The organism is Bradyrhizobium embrapense (assembly GCF_001189235.2).
In the GTDB taxonomy this organism is placed as follows: domain Bacteria; phylum Pseudomonadota; class Alphaproteobacteria; order Rhizobiales; family Xanthobacteraceae; genus Bradyrhizobium; species Bradyrhizobium embrapense.
The window spans coordinates 870,995-897,589 of sequence record NZ_LFIP02000001.1; the positions used below are offsets into that span (position 1 = coordinate 870,995).

At 64.9% G+C, this 26,595-nt stretch carries 26 protein-coding genes; 7 read left to right on the forward strand and 19 right to left on the reverse strand.

What is annotated here, in order from left to right; genetic code table 11:
* Positions 1-36 precede the first annotated feature (36 nt).
* The 4 genes from kaiC to AKN83_RS04430 form a co-directional block, all read right to left on the reverse strand.
* Positions 37-1,503: a circadian clock protein KaiC gene (gene kaiC, locus AKN83_RS04415; RefSeq protein ID WP_050404679.1), complete on the reverse strand. Its 1,467-nt coding sequence runs from the start codon at positions 1,501-1,503 to the stop codon at positions 37-39.
* On the reverse strand, positions 1,493-1,783 hold the full coding sequence (locus tag AKN83_RS38135) for a circadian clock KaiB family protein (protein ID WP_083991916.1): 291 nt from the start codon (positions 1,781-1,783) through the stop codon (positions 1,493-1,495). Before AKN83_RS38135 ends, kaiC begins: the two co-directional genes overlap by 11 nt.
* Positions 1,784-1,950: 167 nt before the next feature.
* Complete coding sequence (locus tag AKN83_RS04425; protein ID WP_050404681.1) at positions 1,951-2,598, reverse strand: helix-turn-helix domain-containing protein; 648 nt, start codon at positions 2,596-2,598, stop codon at positions 1,951-1,953.
* Positions 2,599-2,806: 208 nt separating this feature from the next.
* A complete protein-coding gene (locus tag AKN83_RS04430; RefSeq protein WP_050404682.1) occupies positions 2,807-3,634 on the reverse strand; it encodes an SDR family NAD(P)-dependent oxidoreductase in 828 nt (275 codons plus the stop codon).
* Positions 3,635-3,949: 315 nt separating this feature from the next.
* Between AKN83_RS04430 and AKN83_RS04435 the strand changes: the two genes are divergently transcribed.
* Together AKN83_RS04435 and AKN83_RS04440 are read left to right on the forward strand one after the other, a co-directional pair.
* On the forward strand, positions 3,950-4,234 hold the full coding sequence (locus AKN83_RS04435) for a hypothetical protein (RefSeq protein ID WP_050404705.1): 285 nt from the start codon (positions 3,950-3,952) through the stop codon (positions 4,232-4,234).
* A 283-nt stretch (positions 4,235-4,517) separates the two neighbouring features.
* Positions 4,518-5,138 (forward strand): TerC family protein, encoded by a 621-nt coding sequence (locus tag AKN83_RS04440; RefSeq protein WP_050404683.1) that lies wholly within the window; start codon positions 4,518-4,520, stop codon positions 5,136-5,138.
* A 183-nt stretch (positions 5,139-5,321) separates the two neighbouring features.
* Here AKN83_RS04440 and AKN83_RS04445 read toward each other — a convergent pair whose 3' ends face one another.
* The 4 genes from AKN83_RS04445 to AKN83_RS04460 all read right to left on the reverse strand — a co-directional run bounded on the left by AKN83_RS04445 (position 5,322) and on the right by AKN83_RS04460 (position 9,981).
* Complete coding sequence (locus AKN83_RS04445) at positions 5,322-6,041, reverse strand: RraA family protein (protein ID WP_050404684.1); 720 nt, start codon at positions 6,039-6,041, stop codon at positions 5,322-5,324.
* Positions 6,042-6,279: 238 nt separating this feature from the next.
* A complete protein-coding gene (gene pssA / locus AKN83_RS04450; protein WP_050404706.1) occupies positions 6,280-7,161 on the reverse strand; it encodes a CDP-diacylglycerol--serine O-phosphatidyltransferase in 882 nt (293 codons plus the stop codon).
* Between the two features lie 79 nt (positions 7,162-7,240).
* The gene (locus AKN83_RS04455) at positions 7,241-7,939 is read right to left on the reverse strand and encodes a phosphatidylserine decarboxylase (RefSeq protein ID WP_050404685.1); all 699 of its coding nucleotides are present in this window, start codon (positions 7,937-7,939) and stop codon (positions 7,241-7,243) included.
* 53 nt (positions 7,940-7,992) lie between these two features.
* Complete coding sequence (locus AKN83_RS04460) at positions 7,993-9,981, reverse strand: ABCB family ABC transporter ATP-binding protein/permease (protein ID WP_083991918.1); 1,989 nt, start codon at positions 9,979-9,981, stop codon at positions 7,993-7,995.
* Positions 9,982-10,194: 213 nt separating this feature from the next.
* On the opposite strand from AKN83_RS04460, the gene AKN83_RS04465 reads away from it, so the two are divergent.
* Positions 10,195-10,800, forward strand: coding sequence for an LOG family protein (locus AKN83_RS04465; protein WP_050404686.1), 606 nt, complete (start codon positions 10,195-10,197; stop codon positions 10,798-10,800).
* 124 nt (positions 10,801-10,924) lie between these two features.
* Here the strand turns inward: AKN83_RS04465 and AKN83_RS04470 are convergent, their stop codons facing one another.
* The 4 genes from AKN83_RS04470 to cysS form a co-directional block, all read right to left on the reverse strand.
* Positions 10,925-11,302: a VOC family protein gene (locus AKN83_RS04470; RefSeq protein WP_050404687.1), complete on the reverse strand. Its 378-nt coding sequence runs from the start codon at positions 11,300-11,302 to the stop codon at positions 10,925-10,927.
* Positions 11,303-11,459: 157 nt separating this feature from the next.
* Positions 11,460-13,058: a citramalate synthase gene (gene cimA, locus AKN83_RS04475; protein ID WP_050404688.1), complete on the reverse strand. Its 1,599-nt coding sequence runs from the start codon at positions 13,056-13,058 to the stop codon at positions 11,460-11,462.
* Complete coding sequence (locus tag AKN83_RS04480; RefSeq protein ID WP_050404689.1) at positions 13,055-13,561, reverse strand: GNAT family N-acetyltransferase; 507 nt, start codon at positions 13,559-13,561, stop codon at positions 13,055-13,057. Before AKN83_RS04480 ends, cimA begins: the two co-directional genes overlap by 4 nt.
* Positions 13,558-14,958 (reverse strand): cysteine--tRNA ligase, encoded by a 1,401-nt coding sequence (gene cysS / locus AKN83_RS04485; protein ID WP_050404690.1) that lies wholly within the window; start codon positions 14,956-14,958, stop codon positions 13,558-13,560. The genes AKN83_RS04480 and cysS overlap by 4 nt, the downstream gene beginning before the upstream one ends.
* Positions 14,959-15,253: 295 nt before the next feature.
* On the opposite strand from cysS, the gene AKN83_RS04490 reads away from it, so the two are divergent.
* On the forward strand, positions 15,254-15,577 hold the full coding sequence (locus tag AKN83_RS04490; RefSeq protein WP_050404691.1) for a hypothetical protein: 324 nt from the start codon (positions 15,254-15,256) through the stop codon (positions 15,575-15,577).
* A gap of 143 nt (positions 15,578-15,720) precedes the next feature.
* The gene (locus AKN83_RS04495) at positions 15,721-16,878 is read left to right on the forward strand and encodes a DUF2865 domain-containing protein (protein ID WP_050404692.1); all 1,158 of its coding nucleotides are present in this window, start codon (positions 15,721-15,723) and stop codon (positions 16,876-16,878) included.
* A 3-nt stretch (positions 16,879-16,881) separates the two neighbouring features.
* Here the strand turns inward: AKN83_RS04495 and AKN83_RS04500 are convergent, their stop codons facing one another.
* The 4 genes from AKN83_RS04500 to AKN83_RS04515 are packed head-to-tail and all read right to left on the reverse strand — an operon-like array spanning position 16,882 to position 21,658.
* Positions 16,882-18,633, reverse strand: a complete 1,752-nt coding sequence (locus tag AKN83_RS04500) for an NAD+ synthase (RefSeq protein WP_050404693.1) — start codon at positions 18,631-18,633, stop codon at positions 16,882-16,884.
* A gap of 46 nt (positions 18,634-18,679) precedes the next feature.
* Positions 18,680-19,870 (reverse strand): NAD(P)/FAD-dependent oxidoreductase, encoded by a 1,191-nt coding sequence (locus AKN83_RS04505; protein WP_050404694.1) that lies wholly within the window; start codon positions 19,868-19,870, stop codon positions 18,680-18,682.
* Complete coding sequence (locus AKN83_RS04510; RefSeq protein ID WP_050404695.1) at positions 19,867-20,226, reverse strand: diacylglycerol kinase; 360 nt, start codon at positions 20,224-20,226, stop codon at positions 19,867-19,869. Before AKN83_RS04510 ends, AKN83_RS04505 begins: the two co-directional genes overlap by 4 nt.
* Before the next feature lie 43 nt (positions 20,227-20,269).
* On the reverse strand, positions 20,270-21,658 hold the full coding sequence (locus tag AKN83_RS04515; RefSeq protein WP_063695181.1) for a class II 3-deoxy-7-phosphoheptulonate synthase: 1,389 nt from the start codon (positions 21,656-21,658) through the stop codon (positions 20,270-20,272).
* Between the two features lie 146 nt (positions 21,659-21,804).
* On the opposite strand from AKN83_RS04515, the gene AKN83_RS04520 reads away from it, so the two are divergent.
* Together AKN83_RS04520 and AKN83_RS04525 are read left to right on the forward strand one after the other, a co-directional pair.
* Positions 21,805-22,731 (forward strand): alpha/beta hydrolase family protein, encoded by a 927-nt coding sequence (locus AKN83_RS04520; RefSeq protein ID WP_050404696.1) that lies wholly within the window; start codon positions 21,805-21,807, stop codon positions 22,729-22,731.
* 965 nt (positions 22,732-23,696) lie between these two features.
* Entirely contained in the window at positions 23,697-23,951 is a 255-nt protein-coding gene (locus tag AKN83_RS04525) for a DUF3592 domain-containing protein (RefSeq protein WP_050404697.1), read from the forward strand.
* Positions 23,952-24,017: 66 nt separating this feature from the next.
* Here AKN83_RS04525 and AKN83_RS04530 read toward each other — a convergent pair whose 3' ends face one another.
* The 3 genes from AKN83_RS04530 to gor form a co-directional block, all read right to left on the reverse strand.
* The gene (locus tag AKN83_RS04530; protein WP_050404698.1) at positions 24,018-24,371 is read right to left on the reverse strand and encodes a cupin domain-containing protein; all 354 of its coding nucleotides are present in this window, start codon (positions 24,369-24,371) and stop codon (positions 24,018-24,020) included.
* Positions 24,372-24,428: 57 nt separating this feature from the next.
* Complete coding sequence (locus AKN83_RS04535) at positions 24,429-24,638, reverse strand: DUF2934 domain-containing protein (protein WP_050404699.1); 210 nt, start codon at positions 24,636-24,638, stop codon at positions 24,429-24,431.
* 511 nt (positions 24,639-25,149) lie between these two features.
* Positions 25,150-26,535, reverse strand: coding sequence for a glutathione-disulfide reductase (gene gor, locus AKN83_RS04540; protein ID WP_050404700.1), 1,386 nt, complete (start codon positions 26,533-26,535; stop codon positions 25,150-25,152).
* Positions 26,536-26,595: the final 60 nt, after the last annotated feature.

Below are 26,595 nucleotides of genomic sequence, written 5' to 3' on the forward strand. Positions count from 1 at the left end.
CATGCACATCCCAACAACTGCCGTTCGCGGTGGAAGTCACTCTCTGAAGACGTTGGGCGCCTCCTTGAAAGGTGCACCAAGGTGCATGCCCGAACCGTCGATCGAGAATCGCCGGATCTCCTTGGCGTGTTCGCTGCCGCGCATCTTCAGCACCATCAAACCGCGATGCATGGTTTCCTGCTCCTGGATATACCGTAGCAGGATGATCGAATCGGTCATCGTCGAGATATGCTGTTCGCTCGCGCTCTCGCCGCCGATCAGCGACTTGCTCGTTGCCGTGCAGAGACCCGCGATTTCCCTCTTCTTGATGAAGGAGGTCAGGCTGATCAGGAACTCGCGGAAGCCCGTCTCGGGGGCGATGCGCTCCAGTGCGGACAGGCTATCGAGCGCAATACGGTCGGGCTTGAACTCATCGACCATCCCCTGGATCGTCAGCAGGTGATCGGGCAAGCCCTGGGCCTCGGGATAGAGACTGACGACCTTGAGCTTGCCGTCTGCCTCCATGCCGGCGAAATCCGCGCCCCAGCCGCTGGCGTTACGGAACAGCTGGCCGCGGCTTTCCTCGTAGCCGAACATCAGGACTCTTTCTCCTGCCGCGACCCCACCGGCAACAAAATTTGTCACCAGTAGCGTCTTGCCGGTTCCCGTCGCACCGCTGACCAGCGTCACGCTGTCGCGGAATAAGCCACCACCGCACATCTCGTCGATATCGGGATTGCCGCTGGTCACGCGCACCGTGCTCGAATGCTGCTCCAGTCTCAGCGACGACAACGGTATCGCCACCACGCCGCGTCCCCCGAGAAGCGTGAACGGCGCCTCGCCCTCGACGTGATGGCTTCCACGCATCTTCAGAACCTCGATCGTACGACGGCGCTTCTCGCGGTAGAGCACGTTGCGCAGGATGACAACGTTGTCGGCGACGAACTCTTCGAGCCGATGGCGGGTAATCTCGCCGTACTCGCTGTTGCGCTCTGCCGTCATCAGCACAGTGAGGCCCGACTTCTTCAGGGCGGTGCTGATGTGAAAAAGCTCTCGGCGCAATGTCTTGGGATCGCCGATGAAATGATCGAAGAGCTGGGTGAGTGAGTCCAGGACAACCCGTTGGGCGCTGACGCTCTTGGCCGCGTGCTGGATGCGCGACAGCAATCCCGCGAGATCGAAGTCACCTATCACCAGTTCATCATTGGGTGGTGGACTAGCATCGACAAACGCGAGCCTGCCTTCCTTCTTCCATTTTGCAAGGTCCCAGCCGAAGCCGCTCATGTTGGCCTGGATGTCGGCCGGAGGCTCCTCGAACGTCACCAGCACACCGTTTTCGCCGAAGTGAGTGATGCCGTGTGCAAGGAACTGCGTGGCAAATACGGTCTTTCCACTGCCAGGCGTGCCGCCGACCACAGTGGAGCGCGCCCGCGGCAATCCTCCCATCACCAACTCGTCGAAGGCATCGACCCCGGTCTTGACCCGCTCCAACACTCCAGTGATGTCTGCTTCCTCAACGCTCATGCCTTATCCTCTGGTCGATCCCGAGAAATTCAAGAACCCGCGCCGTGTCGCCGAGATCGCCGACGATGCGTCGTGTGCGGGCCGTATCGTCGTGGGAGAGCGTGGGTGTTGCGATGATCCGCGCGCGTTCGGCGAGGTCCGGCCGTTCCAGCACGTCGATGACATCGACGTCCCACCCATGTGTGCCGAGGGAAGCACGCAGACGTTCTAGATTCTGCTGCGCCCGGCGCGAGCTGGCCGAATTTCCGGCGATATATAAGCGAAGCAAGCGTGCGGCCACGGAGACATTGCCTTCTCGTCTGACCGTTGGCCCAATCGCTGCAGCGCCGCGGCGCTACAGCATCCGAGTTACGGAGGCTCCCAGTGAACCCGATGAGTCTCGAAGGAACAACAAGTGCCGGTCCGGTGCAAGAGAGCTAGAACTACCAACCGCCTAGTAGGTCCGATTCAGTTGTGCTGCAGATCGGACGGTGGATACCGACGTCGTCTGCGGCGTAAGCTCTCACCTGTAATGCCGCGCTCGCGCACCCAGAGAATCGCGGCCGCGCGGCGGTTGACGCCGATCTTGCGGTAAAGCGACGAGATGTGGTTACGCACGGTATTACGCGACACATTGAGTGCCCTGCTCATCTCGTAATCGCTCTTCCCCTGGTAGATCAAGCCGAGGACTTCCTTCTCGCGCTCGGTCAGAAAATCCAGATCTTCAGCCGCAGAGTGGTAAGATCCGAACGGCAACGACTTGATCCGGTCGATGATGCCTCGGGCGAAGGCGGAGGTATCGGCCAGCACCGATTCGATCGCAGTCATGACCGCGCGCTCCGCAGGTTGTCGCTGCTGTATCACGCAGACTTGTGTCGGCGCGCCTTTGATGCTCACGGTTTCGGCGGAAACGAAGCAGTCGACGGAGCCGACGCCGTCGGGGCGAAGCGGCAACTGAAGCTGCTTAACTTCTCCATCCAGTCGCTGCCGAGCCGTGGTGTCCATTCCCACCACTTGGCCGTCCGCGTCGACAAAGACGATTCCACCGCGTGCAGCGGAGAGGGTTCGCCTCAGCCCTTCGTCTTCGCGCGCGTCATCCGTCACCACTTGGTCCATTACTGGCTCCCATGTGTTGTCTGATCTGTCAGTCTTGCTTGGGTTGCCAGATCAACGTACGGAGGCCCGCTCTGGTTCCCTTAGGCTAACCTCCTGGTACTTATGGGCTATCGGCTGGAACCCAGTGTCCAGGCCGCCTGCAAGGCTCCCCTCGACGGGACCCGCACTCAAAGTTGTAGTGCCCGAGAGGCGCCGGCGTCGCGCCGCGTCAGGAAATCCGCAGCCCGGTAAGCGCAAGGCTCACCGCTTTGAGCCGCTTGCGCGCCTCGGCATCATAGGCCTGCGCATGGGCGCGGGCCTCGCGCTTGCCGTCGAAGAACAGCCCAGTTCGGCCTGCGACGTCGTCATCCTGAACCAGACGCAGGATGGCGTCGCCGCCCTGCTCGACGGTCGAGATCGGCGTGGCGCCGCTGGCGCGCACCATCGTCGTGTTCATGTAGGTCGCCGGATGCAGCGAATTGACCGTCACACCGGAGCCTTCGAGCTCGGCGGCAAGATCGATGGTGAACATGATCTGCGACAGCTTGCTCTGCGCATAGGCGCGGGCGCCGCTGTAGTTCTTGGTGATCATCACGTCGTCGAAATCGATCGGGTGCTGGCCGAGCGAGGCGACATTGACGATGCGCGCCGGCGTACTGGCCTTGAGCCGCGGCAGCAAGAGATGTGCGAGCAGGAAGCCGGCGAGGTAATTCACCGCGAAGCGCAGCTCGTGGCCGTCCTTGCTGGTCTGCCGCCCCGGCCCTTCATTCTGCGAGCCGATGCCGGCATTGCTGACCAGAACATCGAGGCGCTCCTGGTCATCGAGCACGAGCTGGGCGAACTCGCGGACCTCGGCGAGCGAGGACAGATCGGCCTGGTAGAACATCGGCTCCCTGCCGGAGACCCGCTTGATCTCGTCGGCCAGGGTCTGCGCCCGCTTGGTATCGCGGCCATGGATCAGGACCCGGGCGCCGGCGGTGGCCAGCTTCAGCGCAACGTAGCGGCCGACGCCATCGGTGGAGCCGGTGATCAGCACGGTCTTGCCTGCCATGTTCATGGACATCGTCCTTCGGTCGTTCTCCCAGCGCTGTCAGTAAAGATAAATGCGCAGCTTGGACTTTGCCATGGCATGCCGCAGCGCGATCGCCCCCAAAATGGCGCCGAAATGGCCCCCAAGTGCCCTGCTCCATCATCACCCGCGTACAATCTGTCGCGCGGCCTGCGGTCGCGCGGCGCCGCGTCGCGCGTCAACGCGAATGCATTCTGATATCGTTGGGATGAACGACAAGGCCGGGATCGGCAAAGGACCGGAATGTCCTCGACCATTCCAGACAGGTTCTCGCGCAAGGCTCCCGCGCTGGAGCCGTTGGGCATGCTGTTGCTATTCGCGGTGCTGACCGCGCTGCCGATCGTCCTGACCGTTCGTCTGGTTGAGCCCGCACTCGTGCTGCCCGCGCTCAGCCTCGTGTTGTTCGCAGAGGCAGCCATTGCCGCGCTTGCGGCACGCGTGATCCGCATGCGTGCGAGCGTGGCGAACCTCACGCTGTGGGATTTTGCCGGCGCATTCACCTTCATGGGATGTGCGGCGGCGATCCTCGGCGAACCGGATCAGGCGGCGCTGTTCTTCGAGGAACAGGCCGCGCTGCGTCCGGCATAGAGCATGATCCGGAAAAGTGTGAAGCGGTTTTCCAAAAAGATCATGCTCAAACAAGAACAAAGCGCGACGACAATCCAATCCGATTTGATCGTGCTTTGACCTTAATCCCAGGCCGGGCCCCTCTGGCAGCCACAAGCTGCGATGTCGGACTGGAACTCAGTTGGAGTGGCCCTGCTTCGACCCGCGACCTGAAAGCGTCGCGGCGGATTCGCTGTCCGTGTGACCGCGACGTCCCGTTTAGTTGAAAACGGTCCGCTCCCCGACCTCAAGGGGAGTATTACCCATGTCCGAACTGTTTTCACTCCACGGTCTCAGCGCGCTGCTGCAGGTCGTCGTCATCGACCTCGTGCTGGCCGGCGACAACGCGGTCGTGATCGGCCTCGCCGCGGCCGGCCTGCCAGCGAAGCAGCGCGGCAAGGCGATCCTGATCGGCATCGCGGCCGCGACGCTGCTGCGCATCCTGTTCGCGCTCGTCACCACGCAATTGATGCAGATCGTCGGCCTGCTCCTGGCGGGCGGCATCCTGCTGCTCTGGGTGTGCTGGAAGATGTGGCGGGAGCTGCGCGCGGCCGCGCATGAGACGACGGCCGAGCACGCCGCCGATGGGGCGGAGGTGCCGCGCAAGACGCTGTGGCAGGCCACCACCCAGATCATCGTCGCCGACGTCTCGATGTCGCTCGACAACGTGCTGGCGGTCGCGGGTGCGGCGCGCGAGCAGCCGATCGTGCTGGTGTTCGGCCTCGCGCTCTCGATCGCGATGATGGGCGCGGCCGCGACCTTCATCGCCAAGTTGTTACAGAACCACCGCTGGATCGCCTATGTCGGCCTCGCCGTGATCCTCTATGTCGCGGTCGACATGACCATTCGCGGCGCGTCCGAGATCGCGAAGGTCGCGCCGGCTTAACGCCACCCACGCGGACGGATCTTCACCTCTCCCTTGGGAGAGGTCGGCGCGCAGCGCCGGGTGAGGGATTTCGGTCTCACGAGAATGCTGCGGCCCCTCACCCGATTTGCTGCGCAAATCGACCTCTCCCCATCGGGGAGAGGTGAACCTGGAGCTCGTTGGACGGTTTGAGCTCCGACGCGCTCAGTGGATTTCCGCCGAGCGCTTCAGCGCATCCTTCAGCTTCTCGAGCGTGAAGTCCTTGCTGCGCGCGATGTCCAGGATCGGGGTCTCGCGGCGGCCGCAGAGTTCGGCGGCTTCCGGCAGCTTGGCCGCGACATCATACGGGATCACGATCGCGCCGTGGCTGTCGGCGTGGATCAGGTCGTCGGAACGCACCGTCATGCCGGCAACGCGGACCTCGCCGCCGAAGCTTTCGGCATGCACCCAGGCGTGCGAGGGGCCGATCGAGCCGGCCAGCGCCTGGAAGCCCGGCGCCCATTGCGGAATGTCGCGGATCGAACCGTCGGTGATGACGCCGAGGCAGCCGAGCGCCTTGTGCACGGCGCTCTGCACCTCGCCCCAGAACGCGCCGTAGCCGACGTCGGGTCCGTCGATGTCCTGGATCACGGAGATGCGCGGGCCAAAGCCGGTGCCGACATATTCATAATATTCGATGCGGCGCTTCGACTGCTCCTCGGCCGAGAGGCCGGTCTTCAGCACCGAGCGGATCGCGACTGTGCGCGCATAGCCGACGATCGGCGGCAAGGTCGGGAACGGGCAGACCAGCGGCTTCACTGTGTAGCCGATCAGACGGCGCTCCGGCGCCACGATCTCCATCGCGTTGCAGATCGTCGGCGTGTCGTAGCGCGCCAACGCCTCGAGGACGGACGCGGGAAGCGGGGCGGAAGCGGATGTCGTCACGGCGTTTCTCTCCTGATTTTTGGCGTTCGCTGAGCCACCTCAGCCTATAGCCGAGATCAGAGGCGAACCCAACCGAGGCACGCTCATGGCTGATATTTGCGTGAATGAAGCAACCAGATCACCGTCACCCTGAGGAGGCCGCGCAGCGGCCGTCTCGAAGGGTCGACGGCCCCGCTGGTGGCCGTGCATCCTTCGAGACGCGCTGCGCGCTCCTCAGGGTGACGGGTTACGCAGTGGCTCAGTGCAGATGCGTCGGGCGATCGTCGTGGTCGTCCGGATCCACGACCGGTGGCGCATAGGGAGCCGCAGGCGATGCCGCTACCGGCGCACTCGCGCCTTGCGTCTGCGCCGCAAGCTGGCGCTCCTGGTCTCGATACGACTTCCAGCCCCAGGGCAGGCTGATCAGATAGGCGACCGAGCCCGCCGACAGGATGTGCCAGGGATAGCCGATCAACAGCGCGACGAAGAACACCACCGACACGAATACCGGCAACACCATCTCCGGTGGCACGCGCATCTTCACGGTCTTGCCGGAGAACACCGGCAGGCGCGACACCATCAGGAAGGCGATCAGGAGCGTGTAGAACGCCGTCAGCGTCGCCGGCGGCATCGGCACGCCGAGGAAGGCGAGATAGATCGGCAGCAGCACGGTGATCGCGCCGGCCGGCGCCGGCACACCGGTGAAGTAGTTGGCCGCGAAGGCCGGCTTGTTGGGGTCGTCGATCGAGGCGTTGAAGCGCGCAAGCCGCAGGCCACCGGAGATCGCGAACACCATTGCGGCGATCCAGCCGCCATTGTTCAATTCGTGGAGCTGCCAGAAATACAGGATCAGGCCCGGCGCGACGCCGAAATTGACGAAGTCGGCGAGGCTGTCGAGCTCGGCGCCGAATTTCGACTGGCCCTTGATCATGCGGGCGACGCGGCCGTCGATGCCGTCGAGGATCGCGGCGAACACGATGGCGGCGACCGCCAGCTCCATCCGCCCTTCCGTCGACAGCCGGATCGCGGTGAGGCCGGCGCAGATCGCCAGCAGCGTGATCATGTTGGGCACGAGCATCCGCACCGGAATCGGGCGGAACCGGCGGCGGCGCAACTCGCTGGAATTGGGATCGAATGGCATCATGGGTCTGTAATATAGCAAGCATGGCCCGGCTCCGCCATTGCGGCGGGAACCGGTTGATCAAGCTGGCGGAACAGAGTTAATCGGCGCGGTAGGTGCGGCCCGGATCGGCGTTGCGGAAGTCCGCCAGAATGGTCTCGCCGGCGACCGCGGTCTGGCCCTCGGAGACCAGGGCCTTGGTGCCCTCGGGCAGGTAGACGTCGAGCCGCGAGCCGAAGCGGATCAGGCCGAAACGTTCGCCGGCGCCGATCGACTGGCCTTCCTTGACGAAGCAGACGATGCGGCGCGCCACGAGGCCGGCGATCTGGACCACGCCGATGCGCCCGTTGGCGCTCGAGATCACCAGCGAGTTGCGCTCATTGTCCTCGCTCGCCTTGTCGAGCTCGGCATTGATGAAGGCGCCAGGCCGGTAGGCGATGCGGTCGATGCGGCCGGCCACCGGGCTGCGGTTCACGTGGCAGTTGAACACGCTCATGAACACCGAAACGCGCGGCAGCGGCTTGTCTCCGAGGCCGAGCTCGGCCGGCGGCAGCGCCTGAACCACCATCGAGACACGGCCATCGGCCGGCGACACCACGATGCCATCGCGCAGCGGCGTGACGCGGACGGGATCGCGGAAGAACAGCGCACACCAGACCGTGAGCAGCGTCCCGATCCAGCCCAACGGGGTCCAGATCCAGAACAGGATCAGGCTCGCCAGGGCGAAGCCGCCGATGAACGGATAGCCCTCGGGGTGGATCGGCGGGATCTGCGCGCGGATGGAATTGGCGATCGACATCAGAGCTCGCTTGCGTTTCCCCGCCCCGTTTGGCGGGAGAGGCCCTAGATCGACTATTCCGCGGCGGTCGGCAAGGGTTTCTCACCCGCAACCGGGGTTGAATCGTCAGACGAATCGGTGACCCCGGGCGGCAGGCGATTCGGTGCGCTGCCGTCGTCATCGACCTGGGCGAGCCGTTCGCGGGCCTCTTCGGCCTCGCGCTGCCGGTTCCACATGCTGGCGTAAAGGCCATCGGCGGCCAAAAGCCGCGCATGGGTGCCGCGCTCGGCGATCCGGCCCTGGTCCAGCACGATGATCTCGTCGGCGCCGACAATGGTCGACAGCCGGTGAGCGATCACCAGCGAGGTGCGGTTGCGCGACACCCGCTCCAGCGCGCCCTGGATCTCGTGCTCGGTATGGCTGTCGAGCGCCGACGTCGCCTCGTCCAGCACAAGGATCGGCGGCGCCTTCAAGACCGTGCGTGCGATCGCGACCCGCTGCTTCTCGCCGCCCGAGAGTTTCAGGCCGCGCTCGCCGACCTGCGTCTCGTAACCCTGCGGCGACATCCGGATGAAGCCGTCGATCTGCGCCAGGCGGGCCGCCTCCTCGACCTCGTCGTCGCTGGCATCCCAGCGACCGTAACGGATGTTGTAGCGGATGGTGTCGTTGAACAGCACGGTATCCTGCGGCACCATGCCGATTGCCGACCGTAGCGAGGCCTGTGTCACGGTCTTGATGTCCTGGCCGTCGATCAGGATGCGGCCGCTCGAGACGTCGTAGAGCCGGAACAGCAGCCGCGAGATCGTCGACTTGCCGGCGCCGGAGGGTCCGACGATCGCGACCGTCTTGCCGGCCGGCACCTCGAAGCTCAGGCCTTTCAGGATCTGGCGATCGGGCTCATAGGCGAAGCGGACGTCCTCGAAACGCACGCTGCCGGACGGCACCACGAGCGGCTTGGCGCCCGGCACATCCTTCACCTCGGGATCGCGCGCCAGCACGTCGAACATCCTCTCGATGTCGATGATCGCCTGCTTGATCTCGCGATACACCATGCCCATGAAATTCAGCGGCTGGTAGAGCTGGATCATCATCGAATTGATCAGCACGAAATCGCCGACGGTGTGGGTGCCGCTACGGATGCCGAATGCGCACATCAGCATGGTCGCGGTCAGGCCGGCGGTGAAGATGATCGCCTGCCCGGTGTTGAGCACGGCAAGCGAGGTATAGGTCTTCACGCTGGCCTGCTCGTAGCGTTCCATCGAGCGGTCGTAGCGCCGCGCCTCGCGCTCCTCGGCGCCGAAATACTTCACCGTCTCGTAGTTGAGCAGCGAGTCGATCGCCTTGGTGTTCGCCTCGGTGTCGGAATCATTCATCTTGCGGCGGATCTCGATCCGCCACTCGGTCGCGATGTAGGTGTAGTACATGAACACGACGACCGTGATCAGCACCGCGAGCACGTAGCGCCAGTCGAACTGCCAAAGCAGCACCGCCGCCAGCAGCGTGACCTCCACGATGGTCGGGATCAGCTGCAGGATCACCATCCGCACGATGGTCTCGATGCCGGAGCGGCCGCGCTCCAGCACGCGGGTCAGGCCGCCGGTCTTGCGCTCGAGATGGAAACGCAGCGACAGCTCGTGCATGTGCACGAAGGTGATATAGGCGAGCCGCCGCACCGCGTGCATCGCGACGCGGGCGAAGATGCCGTCGCGCCACTGCGTCAGCACCGCCATGATGATACGCACCGCACCGTAGCTGATCGTCATCAGCACCGGCGAGGCGATCAGCCAGACCATCCAGTTCGAGGAAGCGACCGGCGCCGAGCCCGTGCCGTTCAGCGCGTCGATCGCCCATTTGAAGGTGAACGGCACCGACAGCGTCGCGAGCTTGGCGAACAGCAGCAGCACCACCGACCAGATCACGCGCATCTTCAAATCGGCACGATCGCCGGGCCAGATGTAGGGCCAGAGATGAACGAGGGTGCCGAGCAGCGTCCCCTTCTCGGCGGCCGATGTCGTGGCCGTGGGCTGATCGGCCGCGGTCACAGTCCGTTGCGGCGGCACCATCAGGAGCCCGCCCTCGCCGTCATGGCGCGCCGGTGCGCTGCCACATCTTGTCCATGATTTGCCATTGTGCCCGTCATATAGATCGTTTGAACGCGGCGTACAGGCTTATGACGAAAATTGTTCGCGATTCGCGGGAAGTTGCGGGAAATTTTGGCCCTCAATCCCCATATCGGAGTCTTGACCCTGTTTACGCTGCAGTGCCACAAGGATCGTATGAACCAAATCAAGACCGTCTGTGTTTATTGCGGCTCCGGCCCCGGTAACAATCCCCGCTTCGTTGAAGCTGCCATCGCACTCGGCAAGGCCTTTGCCGACAACAATGTGCGCCTGGTTTATGGCGGCGGCTCGATCGGCCTGATGGGCGCGGTCGCGAAATCCACCCTCGATCATGGCGGCTCCGTCACCGGCATCATTCCGGAATTCCTGCGGGCGCGCGAGAACGCGCTGACCTCGGTTCAGGAGATGATCGTCACCCCCGACATGCACGAGCGCAAGCGGCTGATGTTCGAGCGCTCGGATGCGTTCGTCGCGCTGCCCGGCGGCATCGGCACGCTGGAGGAGCTGGTCGAGCAGTTGACCTGGCAGCAGCTCGGCCGTCACTCCAAGCCGATCCTGCTCGCCAACATCGACAACTTCTGGGAGCCCCTGCTCTCGCTGCTGAACCACATGCGCATGACCGAGTTCATCCGCCCGACGCTGCCGATCAACGTCCTGATGGCCGACCGCGTCGACGACATCCTGCCGCGGCTGCGCTCTGCAGTGGCCGGCAAGCCGGCGGCCGCAAAGGAACTCGCGCCCGAGGTGGCGCGGCGGCTGTAACCTGTCAGCCGCGCGAACCTGACTCCGTCATGCTGAGGAGGCTGCGCAGCAGCCGTCTCGAAGCATGCACGGCCCGGCTGGTGGCCGATTCAACGGGTCCAACGAGGCGCCAGACCGGCCCAAGTCACTCGCTCGGAAACGTCACGGCCTCGATGCGATTGCCATCGGGATCGAGCACGAAGGCAGCGTAGTAGCGCACGCGGTCGTGCGGGCGCAGGCCCGGGGCGCCATCGGAGCGGCCACCGGATGCAAGCGCCGCCGAATGGAACGCATCGACCTCGGCAGCGGTTTTCGCACGCAGGCAGATATGGGTGCCGCTCTCATGCGCGACATGCGCCATCGTGGCGCGCAGATTGATCCAGAACTCCGGATAGGCCTTGCCGAAACCGATGGTCGCCGGCCGCGTGACGAGGCGGCTGAGGCCGAGTGCGGCGAGCGTTGGCTCATAGAACCGCGCGGCGCGTTCGAGATCGCGGACACCGACGGAGACATGGTCGATCATGGGCCCTCCTGCCTCCTCGTCATTGCGAGCGAAGCGCAGCAATCCATCGCGCCGCAAGCTGAGACATGGATTGCTTCGTCGCTACAGCGCAAATTGCTTTGCAATTTTGTCGCGAGCTCCTCGCAATGACGACTGCGGTAACACTTGCACGCAAGCCTCAAGCCTGCGCGCCCGACTTCACCAGCTTGTAAAACACCGAATCCATCAGCGCCTGGAACGAGGCGTCGATGATATTGGGCGAGACGCCGACCGTGGTCCAGCTCTCGCCGGTCTCGTCCTCGCTTTCGATCAGCACCCGCGTAACCGCCTCGGTCCCGCCATTGAGGATACGCACGCGGTAGTCGATCAGCTTCAGGCCATCGATGTATTTCTGGTACTTGCCGAGGTCCTTGCGCAGCGCCACGTCGAGCGCATTGACCGGACCGTTGCCTTCGGCGGCCGAGATCAGCCGCTCGCCGTCGACATCGACCTTCACCACCGCAAGCGCGACCGTGACGCGCTGGCCGTTGGCGTTGTAGCGCTGCTCGACATTGACGTCGAACTGCTCGACCTTGAAATATTCCGGCACCTTGCCGAGCGTGCGGCGCGCCAAGAGGTCGAACGAGGCGTTCGCCGACTCGTAGGCAAAGCCCGCGGCCTCGCGCTCCTTCAGCTCCTCGACCAGACGCGTCAGCCGCGGATCATTCTTGTCATAGGCGATCCCGGCGCGGTCGAGCTCGGCCATCACGTTGGAGCGGCCGGCCTGATCCGAGACCAGCACCTTGCGGTGGTTGCCGACGGAATCTGGCAGCACATGCTCGTAAGTCTGCGGATCCTTCATGACCGCGGAGGCATGGATGCCGGTCTTGGTGACGAAGGCGCTTTCGCCCACATAGGCCGCATGGCGGTTGGGCGCGCGGTTCAGCATGTCGTCGAGCGTGCGCGACACCTTCATCAGCGTCGCCATCTTCTCCGTGGTGACGCCGATCTCGAATTTTTCGGCAAACTCCTGCTTCAGCTTCAGGGTCGGGATCAGCGAGCAGAGATTGGCGTTGCCGCAACGCTCGCCGAGGCCGTTGAGCGTGCCCTGGATCTGCCGCGCGCCGGCGCGCACCGCGGCCAGCGAATTGGCCACCGCCTGCTCGGTGTCGTTATGGGCATGAATGCCGACATGGGCACCGGGCACCTGCGTGACGACGTCGCCGACGATGGCCTCGATCTCGTGCGGCATGGTGCCGCCATTGGTGTCGCACAGCACCACCCAGCGCGCGCCGGCCTCATAGGCGGCCTTCGCGCAGGCAAGCGCATAGTCGCGGTTCTCCTTGTAGCCGTCGAAGAAATGCTCGCAGTCGACCATCACCTCGCGGCCGATCGCCCTGGCAGCCGCAACGCTGTCGCGGATCGAGGCGAGGTTCTCCTCGTTGGTGGTCTCGAGCGCGACCCGCACCTGGTAGGCGGAGGATTTCGCGACGAAGCAGATCGCATCCGCCTTGGCCTCGAGGATGCCGGCGAGCCCCGGATCGTTCGAGGCCGAACGGCCGGGCCGCCGCGTCATGCCGAACGCGGTGAAGCGCGCGTGGTCGAATGCGGGCTTCTTGCTGAAGAATTCGGTGTCGGTCGGATTGGCACCGGGATAACCGCCCTCGACATAGTCGATGCCGAGCGCATCGAGCATGCCCGCGATCACCCGCTTGTCCTGCAGCGTGAAGTCGACGCCATTGGTCTGCGCGCCGTCGCGCAGCGTGGTGTCGAACAAATAGAGGCGCTCGCGGCTCATGCGTGGCCTCCGGGCACGGCAATGCCGTCCAGCGGCTTCTGCATCGTGGTGTTGGCGAGCCATTCGTCGCCGACGGTGACCGAATTGCGCTGCTGCGCGACATAGCCGCGCTTGCGGAAGAATTCGAGCGCGGTGTCGCTGGCATCGACCTTGAGGGTCTTGGTGCCCCGTGCGCTCGCGATCTTCTCCAGCGCATCGCACAGCGCGGCACCGACACCCTGCCCCACGACGCTCGGATGCACATAGAGCATGTCGATGTAATCGGCCCCCTTCAGCGAGGCGAAGCCGACCGGTGCCCCCTGCAGTGTCGCGATCAGCGTCAACTGCCCGGCGAGCTTCTTGCCGAAGGCCGCCTCGTCGTCGGCGGCCGTTGCCCAGGCTTCCTGCTGCGCCTCGCTGTAGTCGTCGCCGGTCAGGTCCATGATCGACGCCGCGAAGATCGCCGCCAGCAGCGGCGTATCGTCGGGCAGATACGGACGCAATGCGGGTGCGGACCGGCTCATCGCGCGACCTCCCAGGTGGTGCCTTCCTTGGAATCTTTGATCACCACGCCCATCGCGGCGAGCTGATCGCGGATCCGGTCGGACTCCTTGAAGTCCTTCCGCGCCCGCGCCGCGGTGCGCTCGGCGATCAGCGCCTCGACCGCGGCGGCATCGACGCCGCTGGCCTGCTCCTTGCGACCCTTCCATGCGGCCGCGCTCTCCGACAGGAAGCCGAGCAGCCGCAGCGAGCCGACAAATTCCTTGCGGCTCGCCTCACTGCTCGCGGCAGCGTTGCGCAAGCCGTGCAGCACAGCCATCGCCTGCGCCGTGTTGAGGTCGTCGTAGAGCGCCTCGACCACTGCCGGCGACGGCGCCCCGGGCTCGGCGTCGGCCGCGACCGCATACCAGTCGTCGAGCGTCCTTGCGGCTTCTTCGGCACTCTTCAGCGTCCAGTCGAGCGGCGAGCGGTAATGCGTCCGGAGCATGCTGAGCCGCAGCACCTCGCCCGGCCAATCCGCCAGGAGATCCCGGATCGTGAAGAAGTTGCCGAGCGACTTCGACATCTTCTCGCTCTCGATCTGGAGGAAGCCGTTGTGCATCCAGACATTGGCCATGCGGTCGGTATGGAACGCGCAGCAGGTCTGAGCGAGTTCGTTCTCATGATGCGGAAACACCAGATCGATGCCGCCGCCATGGATGTCGAATTTCTCGCCGAGATGCTTCCAGGCCATCGCCGAGCACTCGATGTGCCAGCCGGGCCGGCCCTCGACGGCGATCCCTGCGGGCGATGGCCATGACGGCTCCCCCGGCTTCGACGGCTTCCACAGCACGAAGTCGGTGTTGTCGCGCTTGTAGGGCGCGACGTCGACGCGGGCGCCCGCGATCATCTCGTCGAGCGACCGCTTCGACAGCGCACCATAGCGCGGCAGCACCGAATTGGCCGCGTTCATCGCCTGCGGCGAGAACAGCACATGATCCTCGGCGACATAGGCGAAGCCGCCGCCGACCAGCTTCTCGATGATCGCGCGCATCTCCGGGATGTGCTCGGTGGCGCGCGGCTGCACGGTCGGGGCCAAGCAGCCGAGCGCAGCAACGTCGTCCTGATATTGCTGATAGGTCAGCTCGGTGACCTTGCGGATCGCCTCGTTCAGCGGCACGCCCGGATAGTCCCGCGCGGCGCGGACGTTGATCTTGTCGTCGACGTCAGTGATATTGCGAACGTACTTCACGTGGTCGGCGCCGTAGCGATGGCGCAGCACACGAAACAGCACGTCGAAAACGATCGCTGCACGGCCGTTGCCGATATGGGCGAAGTCGTAGACCGTCGGTCCGCAGGCATACATACGGACATTGTCGGCATCGAGCGGCACGAACGGCCGCTTCTCCCGGGTCAGCGTATCGTAAAGGCGCAATTCCATGGATCACCGTCCCTTGTGGCCGGGCGTCCAGTGATTCTCAGGCGATTGAGAAAAGACGGCCTCAGCCAGCGAATCGCTAGCTCATAATCTCGCGGCAAATGCTGCAGATGGCGAGGTGGCCGTTCATGGTTCCTCCTGTCTCACGGCCCCTTTATCGCGTCAAGGGGCTGTTTTCGGGCGCTTTGCTGCCCGTCCCGCACCGAAATCACGCCAACGCCCTCATGGTTAATCATTATTAAGGAATTGGGCGTATCCGGACGCCAGCGGATTCCCCCGCCAATTTGACTGGTGCACCATGCGGCCCATTTCAGCATTGATTGCCTGCACGTTCGTCCTTGTCCCGTCCGCCCTTGTCTCCTCGGCCGCCTTGGCCGACAGCCGCGTGTTCATCGTCGCCAACCAGGCCGACGGCTACGGCATCGACCAGTGCCTCGCCCGCGGCGACCGCTGCGGCGCCTCCGCCGCCCGCGCCTATTGCCGGTCACGCGATTTTGCGCAGGCCACCAATTACCGCCGCGTCGATCCCGACGAGATCACCGGCGCGGTTCCGCACGCCGCGGGCGAGACCTGCACCGGCAATAGCTGCGGCGAATACGTCGCCATCACCTGCCAGCGCTGAGCCAAGCCGCTGGGCAAACGGGGTTATTGCCACACCGGCGCCCCGGAAACGACGTGACGCTGCCCCGAGAAACGGCTATTGCAGCGGCCTTGCCCGCGCGCTTTGGCGTTGATCGCCGCGCGGCGTCGTTTTAATGGCCGGATATGCCCAATAGCTCCCGTTCTCGCTTCTCCCGCTGGTTTCTGACTTGCGCCGTGCTGGGTGGGATCGCCCTGCCCGCCGCGGCTGCCTTGGCGCAGGTGCCTCCGGGCCCGCCCGGCCCAGCGCCCCAGGGCGCGCAGGCCAATCCGATGTGCGCCCGGCTCGAGGGTCAGCTGGCGGCGATCGATCGCGGCGGCGGCAGCGGCGATCCGGCCAAGGACGAGCAGATCCGCCGCTATCAGGACGCCGCAACCCGGCAGCAGGGCGAGCTCGATCGCGTGACGGCGCAGGCCCGGCGCATGGGCTGCGACAGTTCCGGGTTCTTGTCGCTCTTCAATAATAATTCGGCGCAGTGCGGACCGATCAACAACCAGATCCAGCAGATGCGCGCCAATCTCGACCAGATGACCGCCAATCTCGAGCGGCTGCGCACCGGCGGCCTCGGCGGAGCCGACCGCGAGAACCAACGCCGCTCGGTGTTGACCGCGCTGGCGCAGAACAATTGCGGCCCGCAATACGCAGCAGCGGCTGCGCGCGGGCCCGGTAATTTCATCGAGAACCTGTTCGGTGGCGGTGGCGGCGGCAATCCCAATCCGCTGCCCCCGCCCGATGCACAGTATAGCGGGCAGTCCGGCACCTTCCGCACCGTCTGCGTGCGCACTTGCGACGGCGCCTATTTCCCGATCTCGTTCGCGACCACACAGGCGCGCTTTGCCGCCGACGAGCAAATCTGCAAGGCGCAGTGCCCGGCCGCGGAAGCCAGCCTGTTCGCCTACCGCAATCCCGGCGAAGACATCAACCAGGCGGTCTCCATCAACGGCCAGTCCTATTCGTCGCTGCCGAACGCCTTCAAATACCGCACCGAGTTCAATCCGTCCTGCTCCTGCAAGGCGGCCGGCCAGAGCTGGGCCGAGGCGCTGAAGGCGGTCGACGACCAGGCGTCCGCCGCGCAGCAGGGCGACATCATCGTCACCGAGGAGAGCGCGCGGAAGATGCAGCAGCGCGCGCAGACCAAGGCGGCCGGCGGCAAGAAGGGCGCGCCCGCAGCGGCTCAGCCGCAGCAACCTGCCGCCGCCGACGCCGCCGCGCCGGCCGCGCCCGCAAGCGACGGCCAGATCCGCACGGTCGGCCCGACCTTCATCCAGCAGAAGAAGCAGTAGCGCTCACCCTTCGAACGCTTCGGCCGACGCGCGCGAGGTGCGCGTCACCAGCTTTTCGTCGGGCTCCGGCAGCGCCTTGCCGAAATCGCGGAAGCGGTTGGTGATCGGATAGCGGCGGTCGCGGCCGAAATTTTTCCGCGTCACCTTCACCCCCGGCGCCGCCTGACGCCGCTTGTATTCGGCGATGTTGAGCAGGCGATCGACGCGGGTCACCACATCGCGGTCGAAGCCGGCTTCGATGATGGTCGCCAGCGGCTCCTCGCGCTCCACCAGCCGTTCGAGGATCGCATCCAGCACCTCATAGGGCGGCAGCGAATCCTGGTCGGTCTGGTTCTCGCGCAGCTCAGCGGTCGGCGGCCGGATGATGATGTTGACCGGGATCACTTCGCCCATTGGGCCGAGTGCGCCGTCCGGCTTCCAGGCATTGCGCAGGCTCGACAGGCGGAACACTTCGGTCTTGTAGATGTCCTTGATCGGGTTGAAGCCGCCATTCATGTCGCCGTACAGCGTGGCGTACCCGACCGACATCTCCGACTTGTTGCCGGTCGTCACCACCATCGCGCCGGTCTTGTTGGAGATCGCCATCAACAGCGTGCCGCGGGCGCGCGCCTGCAGATTCTCCTCGGTGATGTCGCGCTCCAGCCCCTTGAACACCGGCGCCAGAATCGTCTCGAAGCCGTTGACGGCATCGGCAATCGGCAGGATCTCGTAGCGGATGCCGAGCGCGGCGGCGAGCTTGGCGGCATCGTCGAGCGAGACCTGGGCGGTGTAGCGGAACGGCAGCATCACGCCGCGCACCTTGTCGGCGCCGAGCGCATCGACCGCGATTGCCGCGCACAGCGCCGAGTCGATACCACCGGAGACGCCGAGCAGCACGCCGGGGAAACCGTTCTTGCGGACATAGTCGCGCAGGCCGAGCACGCAGGCCGCGTAATCGGCCTTGTCGCCCTCGAGCTGCGCCGTGATCGGCCCGTTGCAGCGCCAGCCGTCCGCGGTCTTGCGCCAGGTCAGCGTCGTGATGTTCTCCTCGAACGCCGGCAGCTGCGCAGCCACGGAGAGATCAGCATTGAGGGCGAACGAGGCGCCGTCGAAGATCAGCTCGTCCTGACCGCCGACCTCGTTGAGATAGACCAGCGGCAGTCCGCTCTCGGTGACGCGCGCCACCACGATCGACAGCCTGAGATCAGCCTTGTCGCGGGCATAGGGCGAGCCGTTCGGCACGATCAGGATCTCGGCGCCGGTCTCCGCGAGGCACTCGACGACGTTCTCGTAGTCCTCGGACTCCTCGAGCCAGATGTCCTCGCAGATCGGCACGCCGATGCGCACGCCGCGCACCGTCACCGGGCCCGATGCCGGGCCGCGCGCGAACAGCCGCTTCTCGTCGAACACGCCGTAATTCGGCAGATTGGCCTTGAAGCGCAGTGCCGCGATGCGACCACCGTCAAGCAGCGCGCAGGCATTATAGAGCTTGCCGTCCTCGACCCAGGGCGTGCCGATCAGCATCGCCGGACCGCCATCCTCGGTCTCGCGCGCCAGTTCCTCGATCGCGGCGCGGCAGGCCGACTGGAACGCCGGCTTGAGCACCAGATCCTCCGGCGGATAGCCGGCGATGAACAGCTCCGACAGCACCACGAGATCGGCGCCATCAGCCTTCGCCTTGTCGCGCGCGGCACGCGCTTTCGCGGCGTTGCCGGTGACGTCACCGACCGTCGGATTGAGTTGCGCCAGGGTGATCTTGATCTGTTGTTCGCTCATAGCTTTATGTTGTCCCGCACAACGCCAAACTGCAATGGTCGTCCGGTCATGGTGCGATTGCAGAAATCGCACCGGGATCTTGGGCGCCGGTCAAGGGGGCAAGCTCTGCCCTCACCTCGCCGAGCAGCGCCATGCCGCCCAGCCGGCCCAATTCGTCCGAACATTTCGCGCTCTTGCCATAGCAGCCGAATGCGACCGTGACCCGCTTGGAAAGCGGTCCGATGCTGGGCAAGCCCGTGTCCCCGAACGTGGTCATGCACGGCATGACGCGGCGTTCCTCGAATTTGAGGTCGCGAATCCGGTCGAGGATCTGGCCTTGCAGCCGGTCGGCGACGTCAACCGATCCGCCCGATCGGAACCAATTCTTGATATCTGCCTCGCTGTCGAGCCGACGATCGACCGGATCGCCGCCAAGCTTCAGCCAGCTCTGGCCGTCCGGATAAGGGATCGGCGGCAGGATATAGGGATTGTCGCCCTTCGGCCCGAGACAGCGCATCGACGGCATGCCGGCCAGGCGCTGCACCTCCGCCGCACCGAGCCGGAACAGTGCCACGGTGCGCGCATAGACCGTAAAGCCCAGCGATCTCCCGAGCAGCGATTGGGTGTGCCCGCCGGCCGCAACCAGCACACGCTCGGCTTCGACGCTGCCCGATCGCGTTCGGATCGTCACGCCGGAGCCGTTTTCCGAAATCCCCAGTGCAGGCTCATTGATGACCCGCGCGCCGGTGCGCTCGGCGGCGATGGTCTGCGCCCGAACCAGGCGGCGCGGTGAGATGTAGCCGGCGTTGCGCGGCTCGAAATAGCCGAGCATTCCCACTGTTGATTTCAGGAACGGAAACCGCTGCGCGAGCGCGCCATCCTGATAGGCTTCACAGGCGATCCCTTCGTCGGCGCAGGCCTGGCCGACCGAGGCGACATCGGTGGTTTCGCGATCGCCGATGTGAAGCGCACCGGCTTCGCGGTAGAATTCGACACCGCCTTCCGCTGCAATCTCGCTATAGCGCGAAATCGCCGCGCGGTTCATCTGCCGCCAGAACGGCTGCGGATCGTAGACCCGCGTGATGCGGCCTTCATCATAATGGCTGCCGAACACGCCGCTGTGCTGCGAGAAGTCTGCCGGCTCGTCGGGCCCGATCAGCGCAACCTCATGGCCCATCTTGCTCAGATGTCGCGCGGCCGCCGAGCCGATCAGTCCACGCCCGATCACCGCAAGCTTGATCGGGCTGCTGATATTCACGATGAGAACGCACCCATCCGCTCGGCGAGAGCGAACAGCCAGAACAGCCCGGCCATCACCAGCGCGACGCCGACGGCAGCCGAGCCCATGTCCTTGACCCGGCCGATCTGCGGATCGTGATCCATGGTCAGGCGGTCGGCGAGCTTCTCGATCGCGGTGTTGAGCAGCTCGATGACGAGCACCAGCACCACGGTCGCGACCAGCTCGACCCGGCGCATCACGGTGGCACCGACCAGCCAGGCCAGCGGCACCGACAGCACCAGCGCGACGACTTCCTCGCGAATCGCCTGCTCCGAGCGAATGGCGAAGGCCAGCCCGTTGCGCGAGTTGATGGTGGCTCGCCAGAACCTCAGCAAGTCACTGCCCTCAAGTCACCGCCCTCAAGTCACTTGCCCCAAATCACAGACCCGCGGCGGCCGGCATCGGCTTGTCCTTGCCGGCGCGCTCCTGCTTCAGCAGCTCGGCGATCAGGAAGGCCATGTCGATCGACTGTTCGGCGTTGAGGCGGGGATCGCAGACCGTATGGTAGCGGTCGTTGAGATCCTCGTCGGTGATGGCGCGCGCGCCGCCGATGCACTCGGTGACGTCCTGCCCGGTCATCTCCAGGTGCACGCCGCCGGCATGGGTGCCTTCCGCAGCGTGGATCTGGAAGAACGCCTTGACCTCCGACAGCACGCGGTCGAACGGCCGCGTCTTGTAGCCCGAGGTCGAGGTGATGGTGTTGCCGTGCATCGGATCGCACGACCACACCACCTTGCGGCCTTCCCGCTGCACGGCGCGGATCAGGCCCGGCAGATGATCGCCGACCTTGTCGGCGCCGAAGCGGTTGATCAGCGTCAGCCGTCCCGGCTCGTTGTCGGGGCTGAGCACGTCGATCAGCTTCAACAGCTCGTCCGGCTTCAGCGACGGACCGCATTTCAGGCCGATCGGGTTCTTGATGCCGCGGAAATATTCGACATGGCCGTGATCGAGCTGGCGGGTGCGGTCGCCGATCCAGATCATGTGGCCGGAGGTCGCGTACCAGTCGCCTGTGGTGGAATCGACCCGCGTCATCGCCTGCTCGTAGCCGAGCAGCAGCGCCTCGTGGCTGGTGTAGAAATCGGTGGCGCGGAGCTCCGGATGGCTCTCGAGATCGAGGCCGCAGGCGCGCATGAAGTTCAGCGCGTCCGAGATGCGGTCGGCCAGCTCCTTGTAGCGGCGGGACTGCGGGGAGTCCTTCAGGAAGCCGAGCATCCATTGATGCACGCTGCCGAGATTGGCGAAGCCGCCGGTCGCGAACGCGCGCAGCAGGTTCAGCGTCGCCGCGGACTGGCGATACGCCATCAGCTGGCGCTGCGGATCGGGAACCCGCGCTTCCGGGGTGAAAGCGATGTCGTTGACGATGTCGCCGCGATAGCTCGGCAGCTCGACGTCGCCCTGCTTCTCGGTCGGCGACGAGCGCGGCTTGGCGAATTGGCCGGCGATGCGGCCGACCTTCACCACCGGCAGCGCGCCGGCATAGGTCATGACCACGGCCATCTGCAGCAGGACGCGGAAGAAGTCGCGGATGTTGTTGGCGCCGTGCTCGGCAAAGCTCTCGGCGCAGTCGCCGCCCTGCAGCAGGAAGGCCTCGCCGGCAGAGACCCGCGCCAGCGCCTTCTTCAGGCTGCGCGCCTCGCCCGCGAACACCAGCGGCGGAAAGGTCGCAAGCTGGGCCTCGACATCGGCCAATGCCTTGGCATCGGGATAATCGGGCACCTGCAGCACCTTCTTGGCGCGCCAGCTATCGGGTGTCCACCGCTCGGACATAAGGTCAACTCCTGAGCAAAAACCGCGACTTAATCGACGGGAAAGGTCGGCTTATACACAGCTGCCCGCTCCCCCGCTAGAAGGATTCCTGCAATCCCGTCAAACTCTTGCAGGAAAATGCGAATTCGCATTTGTTGGACCATACCATGAATGCCAGCCAATTTGCCGTGGCCCAGGCCACGCTGGACGACGTTTTTAGCGACGACATCGTCGTGCCCGCCGCGGACGGCTATCCGCTCGCCGCGACGCTGTTCCTGCCGCGCGGCAGGAAGCGTCACGCTGTCCTGATCAACTCGGCGACCGCCGTGCCGCGAAAGGTCTATCGCGGCTTTGCCGGCTACCTCGCCCGCCGCGGCGCGGCGGTGCTGACCTACGACTACCGCGGCACCGGCGATAGCCGGCCGATGGCGACGAGCGGCCTCAACAAGCCGAAGTCGCTGGCCGGCTTCAAGGCAACGATGGCGGACTGGGCCGCGCTCGACACCACCGCGGCGGTGAGCTGGATGCGCTATCGCTATGGCGAGCTGCCCTTCGCCTATGTCGGCCACTCCTTCGGCGGCCAGGCGCTTGGGCTGCTTGCCAACAACACTGAAATTCCGCGCGCGCTGCTGGTCGCCTCGCAGGCCGCCACCTGGAAGCTGATGGCCTCGCCCGAGCGCTACCGCGTCGTCGCCTTCATGAACGGCATCGGCCTGCCGCTGGCACGCACGCTCGGCTATGTGCCCGGCTGGGCCGGCCTCGGCATGGACCTGCCGCGGGGCGTGTTCGAGCAATGGCGCGGCTGGGTGATGCGCGAGCGCTATCTGCTCGACGATGCGACGCTTGCGGCGCGCGAGAATTTTCCGAAGTTCAAGGGCAAGCTCCGCGCGCTCACGATGACCGACGACAGCTGGGCGACGCGGCCGGCGGTCGAGCTGCTGTGCTCGGCCTTCACGTCGATCGCACCGGAGATCATCGCGATCAGTCCGGCCGATGCCGGCGCGAAGGCGATCGGCCATTTCGGCTTCTTCCGCAGCGAACACCGCGACGCCCTGTGGCGCGGCGCCGCGGAATGGCTCGAAGCGGAGGGCTAGGCAAGAACTCTCGCCGCCGTCATCCCGGCGAAAGCCAGGACGACGATGCATGCGTGGCGCAGGTTTGAGGCACACTGCGAGCCTCAATTTCAGTCGTCGTCCCGGCGCAGGCCGGGACCCATACGCCGCAGCGGATGTTGTTTATGAAACTCGTCGTTCCAGCGGTGCATGACAATTGGCAATTGTGGTTATGGATCCCGGCCTGCGCCGGGACGACACCGAATATGTGGCACGGCCGGTCAGACATACATCCGCATTCTCGCGACATAACCTGCCCGAGCTCTGCTCTTCGTTTCGCGCTCTCATCAGACAGAGGGCGCAGGGAAAGCCGGGTGCCGATCGCACCCGTGGGTCCGGTGCAAATAAAAAGCACCGGAGGTCGGACCACAGGTGTAACCGGGAACATCCCGGCTTTCCCTGCGCGATGGGTTACGGCTTATACGTGCTCTCCCCGGTGAGACTGGGCTTGCTTGTCACCGCCCGTGCATGACGCAATACGTTCTGCACGAAGACACCTGCCGTGAGGGCGTCAGGACCACACGATTTCGCCGTCCGCCTCGCATGCATGTCGTCTCTCGCATGCCCGGCGTCCACCGCATCTCACCGCAACACTCCTGACGATGCGCAGCGCCCCTCGATCGGGTGAGACGGGCACATTGAACATCTGAGTTGGGTCAAACGCCAAGCGGAATATTTTCCGCACGAGGACTGGACGTGAGTGATCGCGTTGATCCGCCTTGCGAATTTCTCGCTTTGGCGCACGCCTTGTTGTCAACCTAAGTTAGGCTTCGTACGATCCTGGTCGATCCCGTCTATTCGGAATCCCTCATGCTTACGGACATCGTGATCGCGATCATATGCGTGGCCTTGTACTGGCGCTTCGCTGATCCCTTCGGCGAGCAACGACGTACAGTCACGGCTTGGGGGACCGTCATCGATTTGCCCATGAGGGAATAGCGAGGCGCGTGCCGCACCCGCAAATTCGATTTCAGACAGCAGACGGCCAGGAAGTGACTTTTATCTCGCAGGTGGGTTCGAGCGTCGCACTCTGGCCCATTGGTTGTCAGACGCGGATCACATATGACCCGAGCGATCCGCAGAATGCTGACATCAAACCCTCCGCAGGCCTAAAGATGCTTTGGCTCATTGGCGCAATTGTCGCCACGACCGTGGTGCTGCGCGTAGCCCTGGAAGCCATGGGGCTGCAGTTCGCGCACTAGGCGGCCAAATCCAAAGCTTGGTGTTGACGGCCGCGGTTGCAATCCCGTGCAAGCCCGCCGCCCGTCTCACACCACCTTCCGTGGCGCCGCCGTCGCCGCATCGCCCGTGTTCGGCGTTCCCGTCGGCTCGATCAGCAGCAGATGCACCTCTTCCCGCGCGACGGGCCGATGCTCGACGCCCTTCGGCACGATGTACATCTGGCCGGGATGCAGCGTCACGGTGCGGTCGCGCAGCTCGATGTCGAGCACGCCTTTCAGCACGAGGAAGAAGTCGTCCGTGTCGTCGTGCTTGTGCCAGACGAACTCGCCCTGCACCTTCACCACCATGACGTCGCAGGCGTTGAATTGCGCCACCGTGCGCGGCGACCAGTGATCGGTGAATGTCGAGAGTTTCTGCGAAAGATCGATCGCGCCGCTCATGATGCCTCCGGGTCCGGGCCAGTCTGCCGGGCTCGTTAGCTCAGCCGCGCGACGCACTCAATGCACGCCCCTCAGCTTCTCCGGATATGGTGTCGGCCCGTTGTGCCCGTTGATCTCGCAATGCGCTTCACCGTTGGCGGCCTTGCGCTCCAGCAACTCCCGCTCAGCCTTGTACCAGAGTTGATCCATCTGGCCCGGCGGTTCCCCGGCGTCCTTCCACAATTCGTAGGCGCGGGTCCTAATCTCCTGCTCGGTCGGGCCTGTCATGGGCGGCTCCCTCAATTTGAGACATCAAACTGTTTGGAGTGGAACTGCCAGCATAGCGCAAGGTTCCAACGCGCGCGAGATCGCCGCACTGCTATCGCACCGTCTGGGTACAAGCGCCGCTGCGCGGGCCATCTGCCGGAAACTGCATTTGATTTGAGCGCGCGAACAATGGCCCCAGAGGAGAAGGTCCGGTGCATATCCAGGTCAACAAGGGTGCCTTGGTTCCCCGCGCCAAATGCGGTCGCCGACAGGCGCGCCGGTGTTGTGCAGGCAACCTACCCCTTCCGAGGTATGAAACCTTTGCGCGCTTCTGCAGACTTAAGAATATCAGGATTTTGCCGTGACCTTCCTGGGGCTAGAGACAACGCCGCTCGCATGTATTTTAAGCGGGCGGCGTTGGACTTTCAGGCAGGTCGCGTTCCCCATTACCGACCGCGAGATCCGTTGCTCAGCGCGAGCTTGCGGTGCAGAAATCGAGCGCAAGGCCGATCGTCTCGGCGCGCCGCGCGCCCTACTCCGCCGCCTGGCGGACGTGGCGCGCGGATGGCGTCCGCATCGTCACCAGCTCTTCGGAGGCGGTCGGATGCAGCGCGACGGTGGCGTCGAAGTCCGCCTTGGTCGCCTTCATCTTCACGGCGATCGCAACCGCCTGGGTGATCTCGGCGGCGCAATCGCCGACGATGTGGCAGCCGAGCACGCGGTCGCTTGCCCCGTCGACCACGAGTTTCATCAGCACGCGGGTGTCGCGGCCGGACATCGTCGCCTTGATCGGGCGGAAATCGGTTTTGTAGATGTCGACGTGGCTGTACTGCGCCCGCGCCTCTTCCTCCGTGAGGCCGACGGTGCCGACCTCCGGCTGCGAGAACACCGCGGTCGGGATCGTGGCATGGTCGACCTGCACCGGGCGCTTGCCGAACACGGTGTCGGCGAAGGCATGGCCCTCGCGGATCGCGACCGGCGTGAGATTGGTGCGGTGGGTGACGTCGCCGACCGCGTAGATGTTGTCGACCGAGGTCTTCGACCAGCCGTCGACCTGGATGCCGCCATTGGCGGGATTGATGGCAACGCCGGCGGTCTCAAGCCCGAGATTGGCGACGTTGGGATGCCGGCCGATCGCGAACATCACCTGGTCGGAGGCGATGCTGGAGCCGCTCGACAGATGGGTCGTGTAATCCTTGCCGTGCCTGTCGACCTTCGCCACCGTGCAGCCGGTGATGATGGTGATGCCGCGCTTCTCCATCTCGGCGCGGACATGCTTGCGTACGTCCTCGTCGAAGCCGCGCAGGATGTTGTCGCCGCGGTAGACCACGGTGACGTCGGAGCCGTAGCCGGCGAAGATGCCGGCGAATTCCAGCGCGATGTAGCCGCCGCCCTGGATCACGATCCGCTTCGGCAGCTCATTCAGGTGAAACGCCTCGTTGGACGACATCACGTGCTCGATGCCGGGCACGATCGGCCCGTGGTTGGGCGCGCCGCCGGTCGCGATCAGGATGTACTTTGCTGTGACCTTCTCGCCAGTGGCGAGGCGCAGCGTGTGGGCGTCCTCGAGCACCGCGCGGGTCTTCACGATCTTCGCGCCCGATTTCTCGACATTGGTGGTGTAGGCGGCCTCGAGCCGGGCTATCTCCTTATCCTTGTTGGCGACGAGCGTCGCCCAGTCGAACGAGACCTGGCCGATGCTCCAGCCGAAGCCGGCCGCGTCCTCGATCTCCTGGTGGACATGGCTGCCGATCACGAACAGCTTCTTCGGCACGCAGCCGCGGATCACGCAGGTGCCGCCCATCCGGTACTCTTCGGCGACCATGACCTTGGCGCCATAATTGGCCGCGATGCGGGCGGCACGAACGCCGCCCGAACCACCACCGATGACAAACAGGTCGACGTCAAACTCGGCCATGGCAACCCCTCTCTTCCCCCTCGCCCCGCAAACGGGGCGAGGTCACACGCGGCGCTCCGA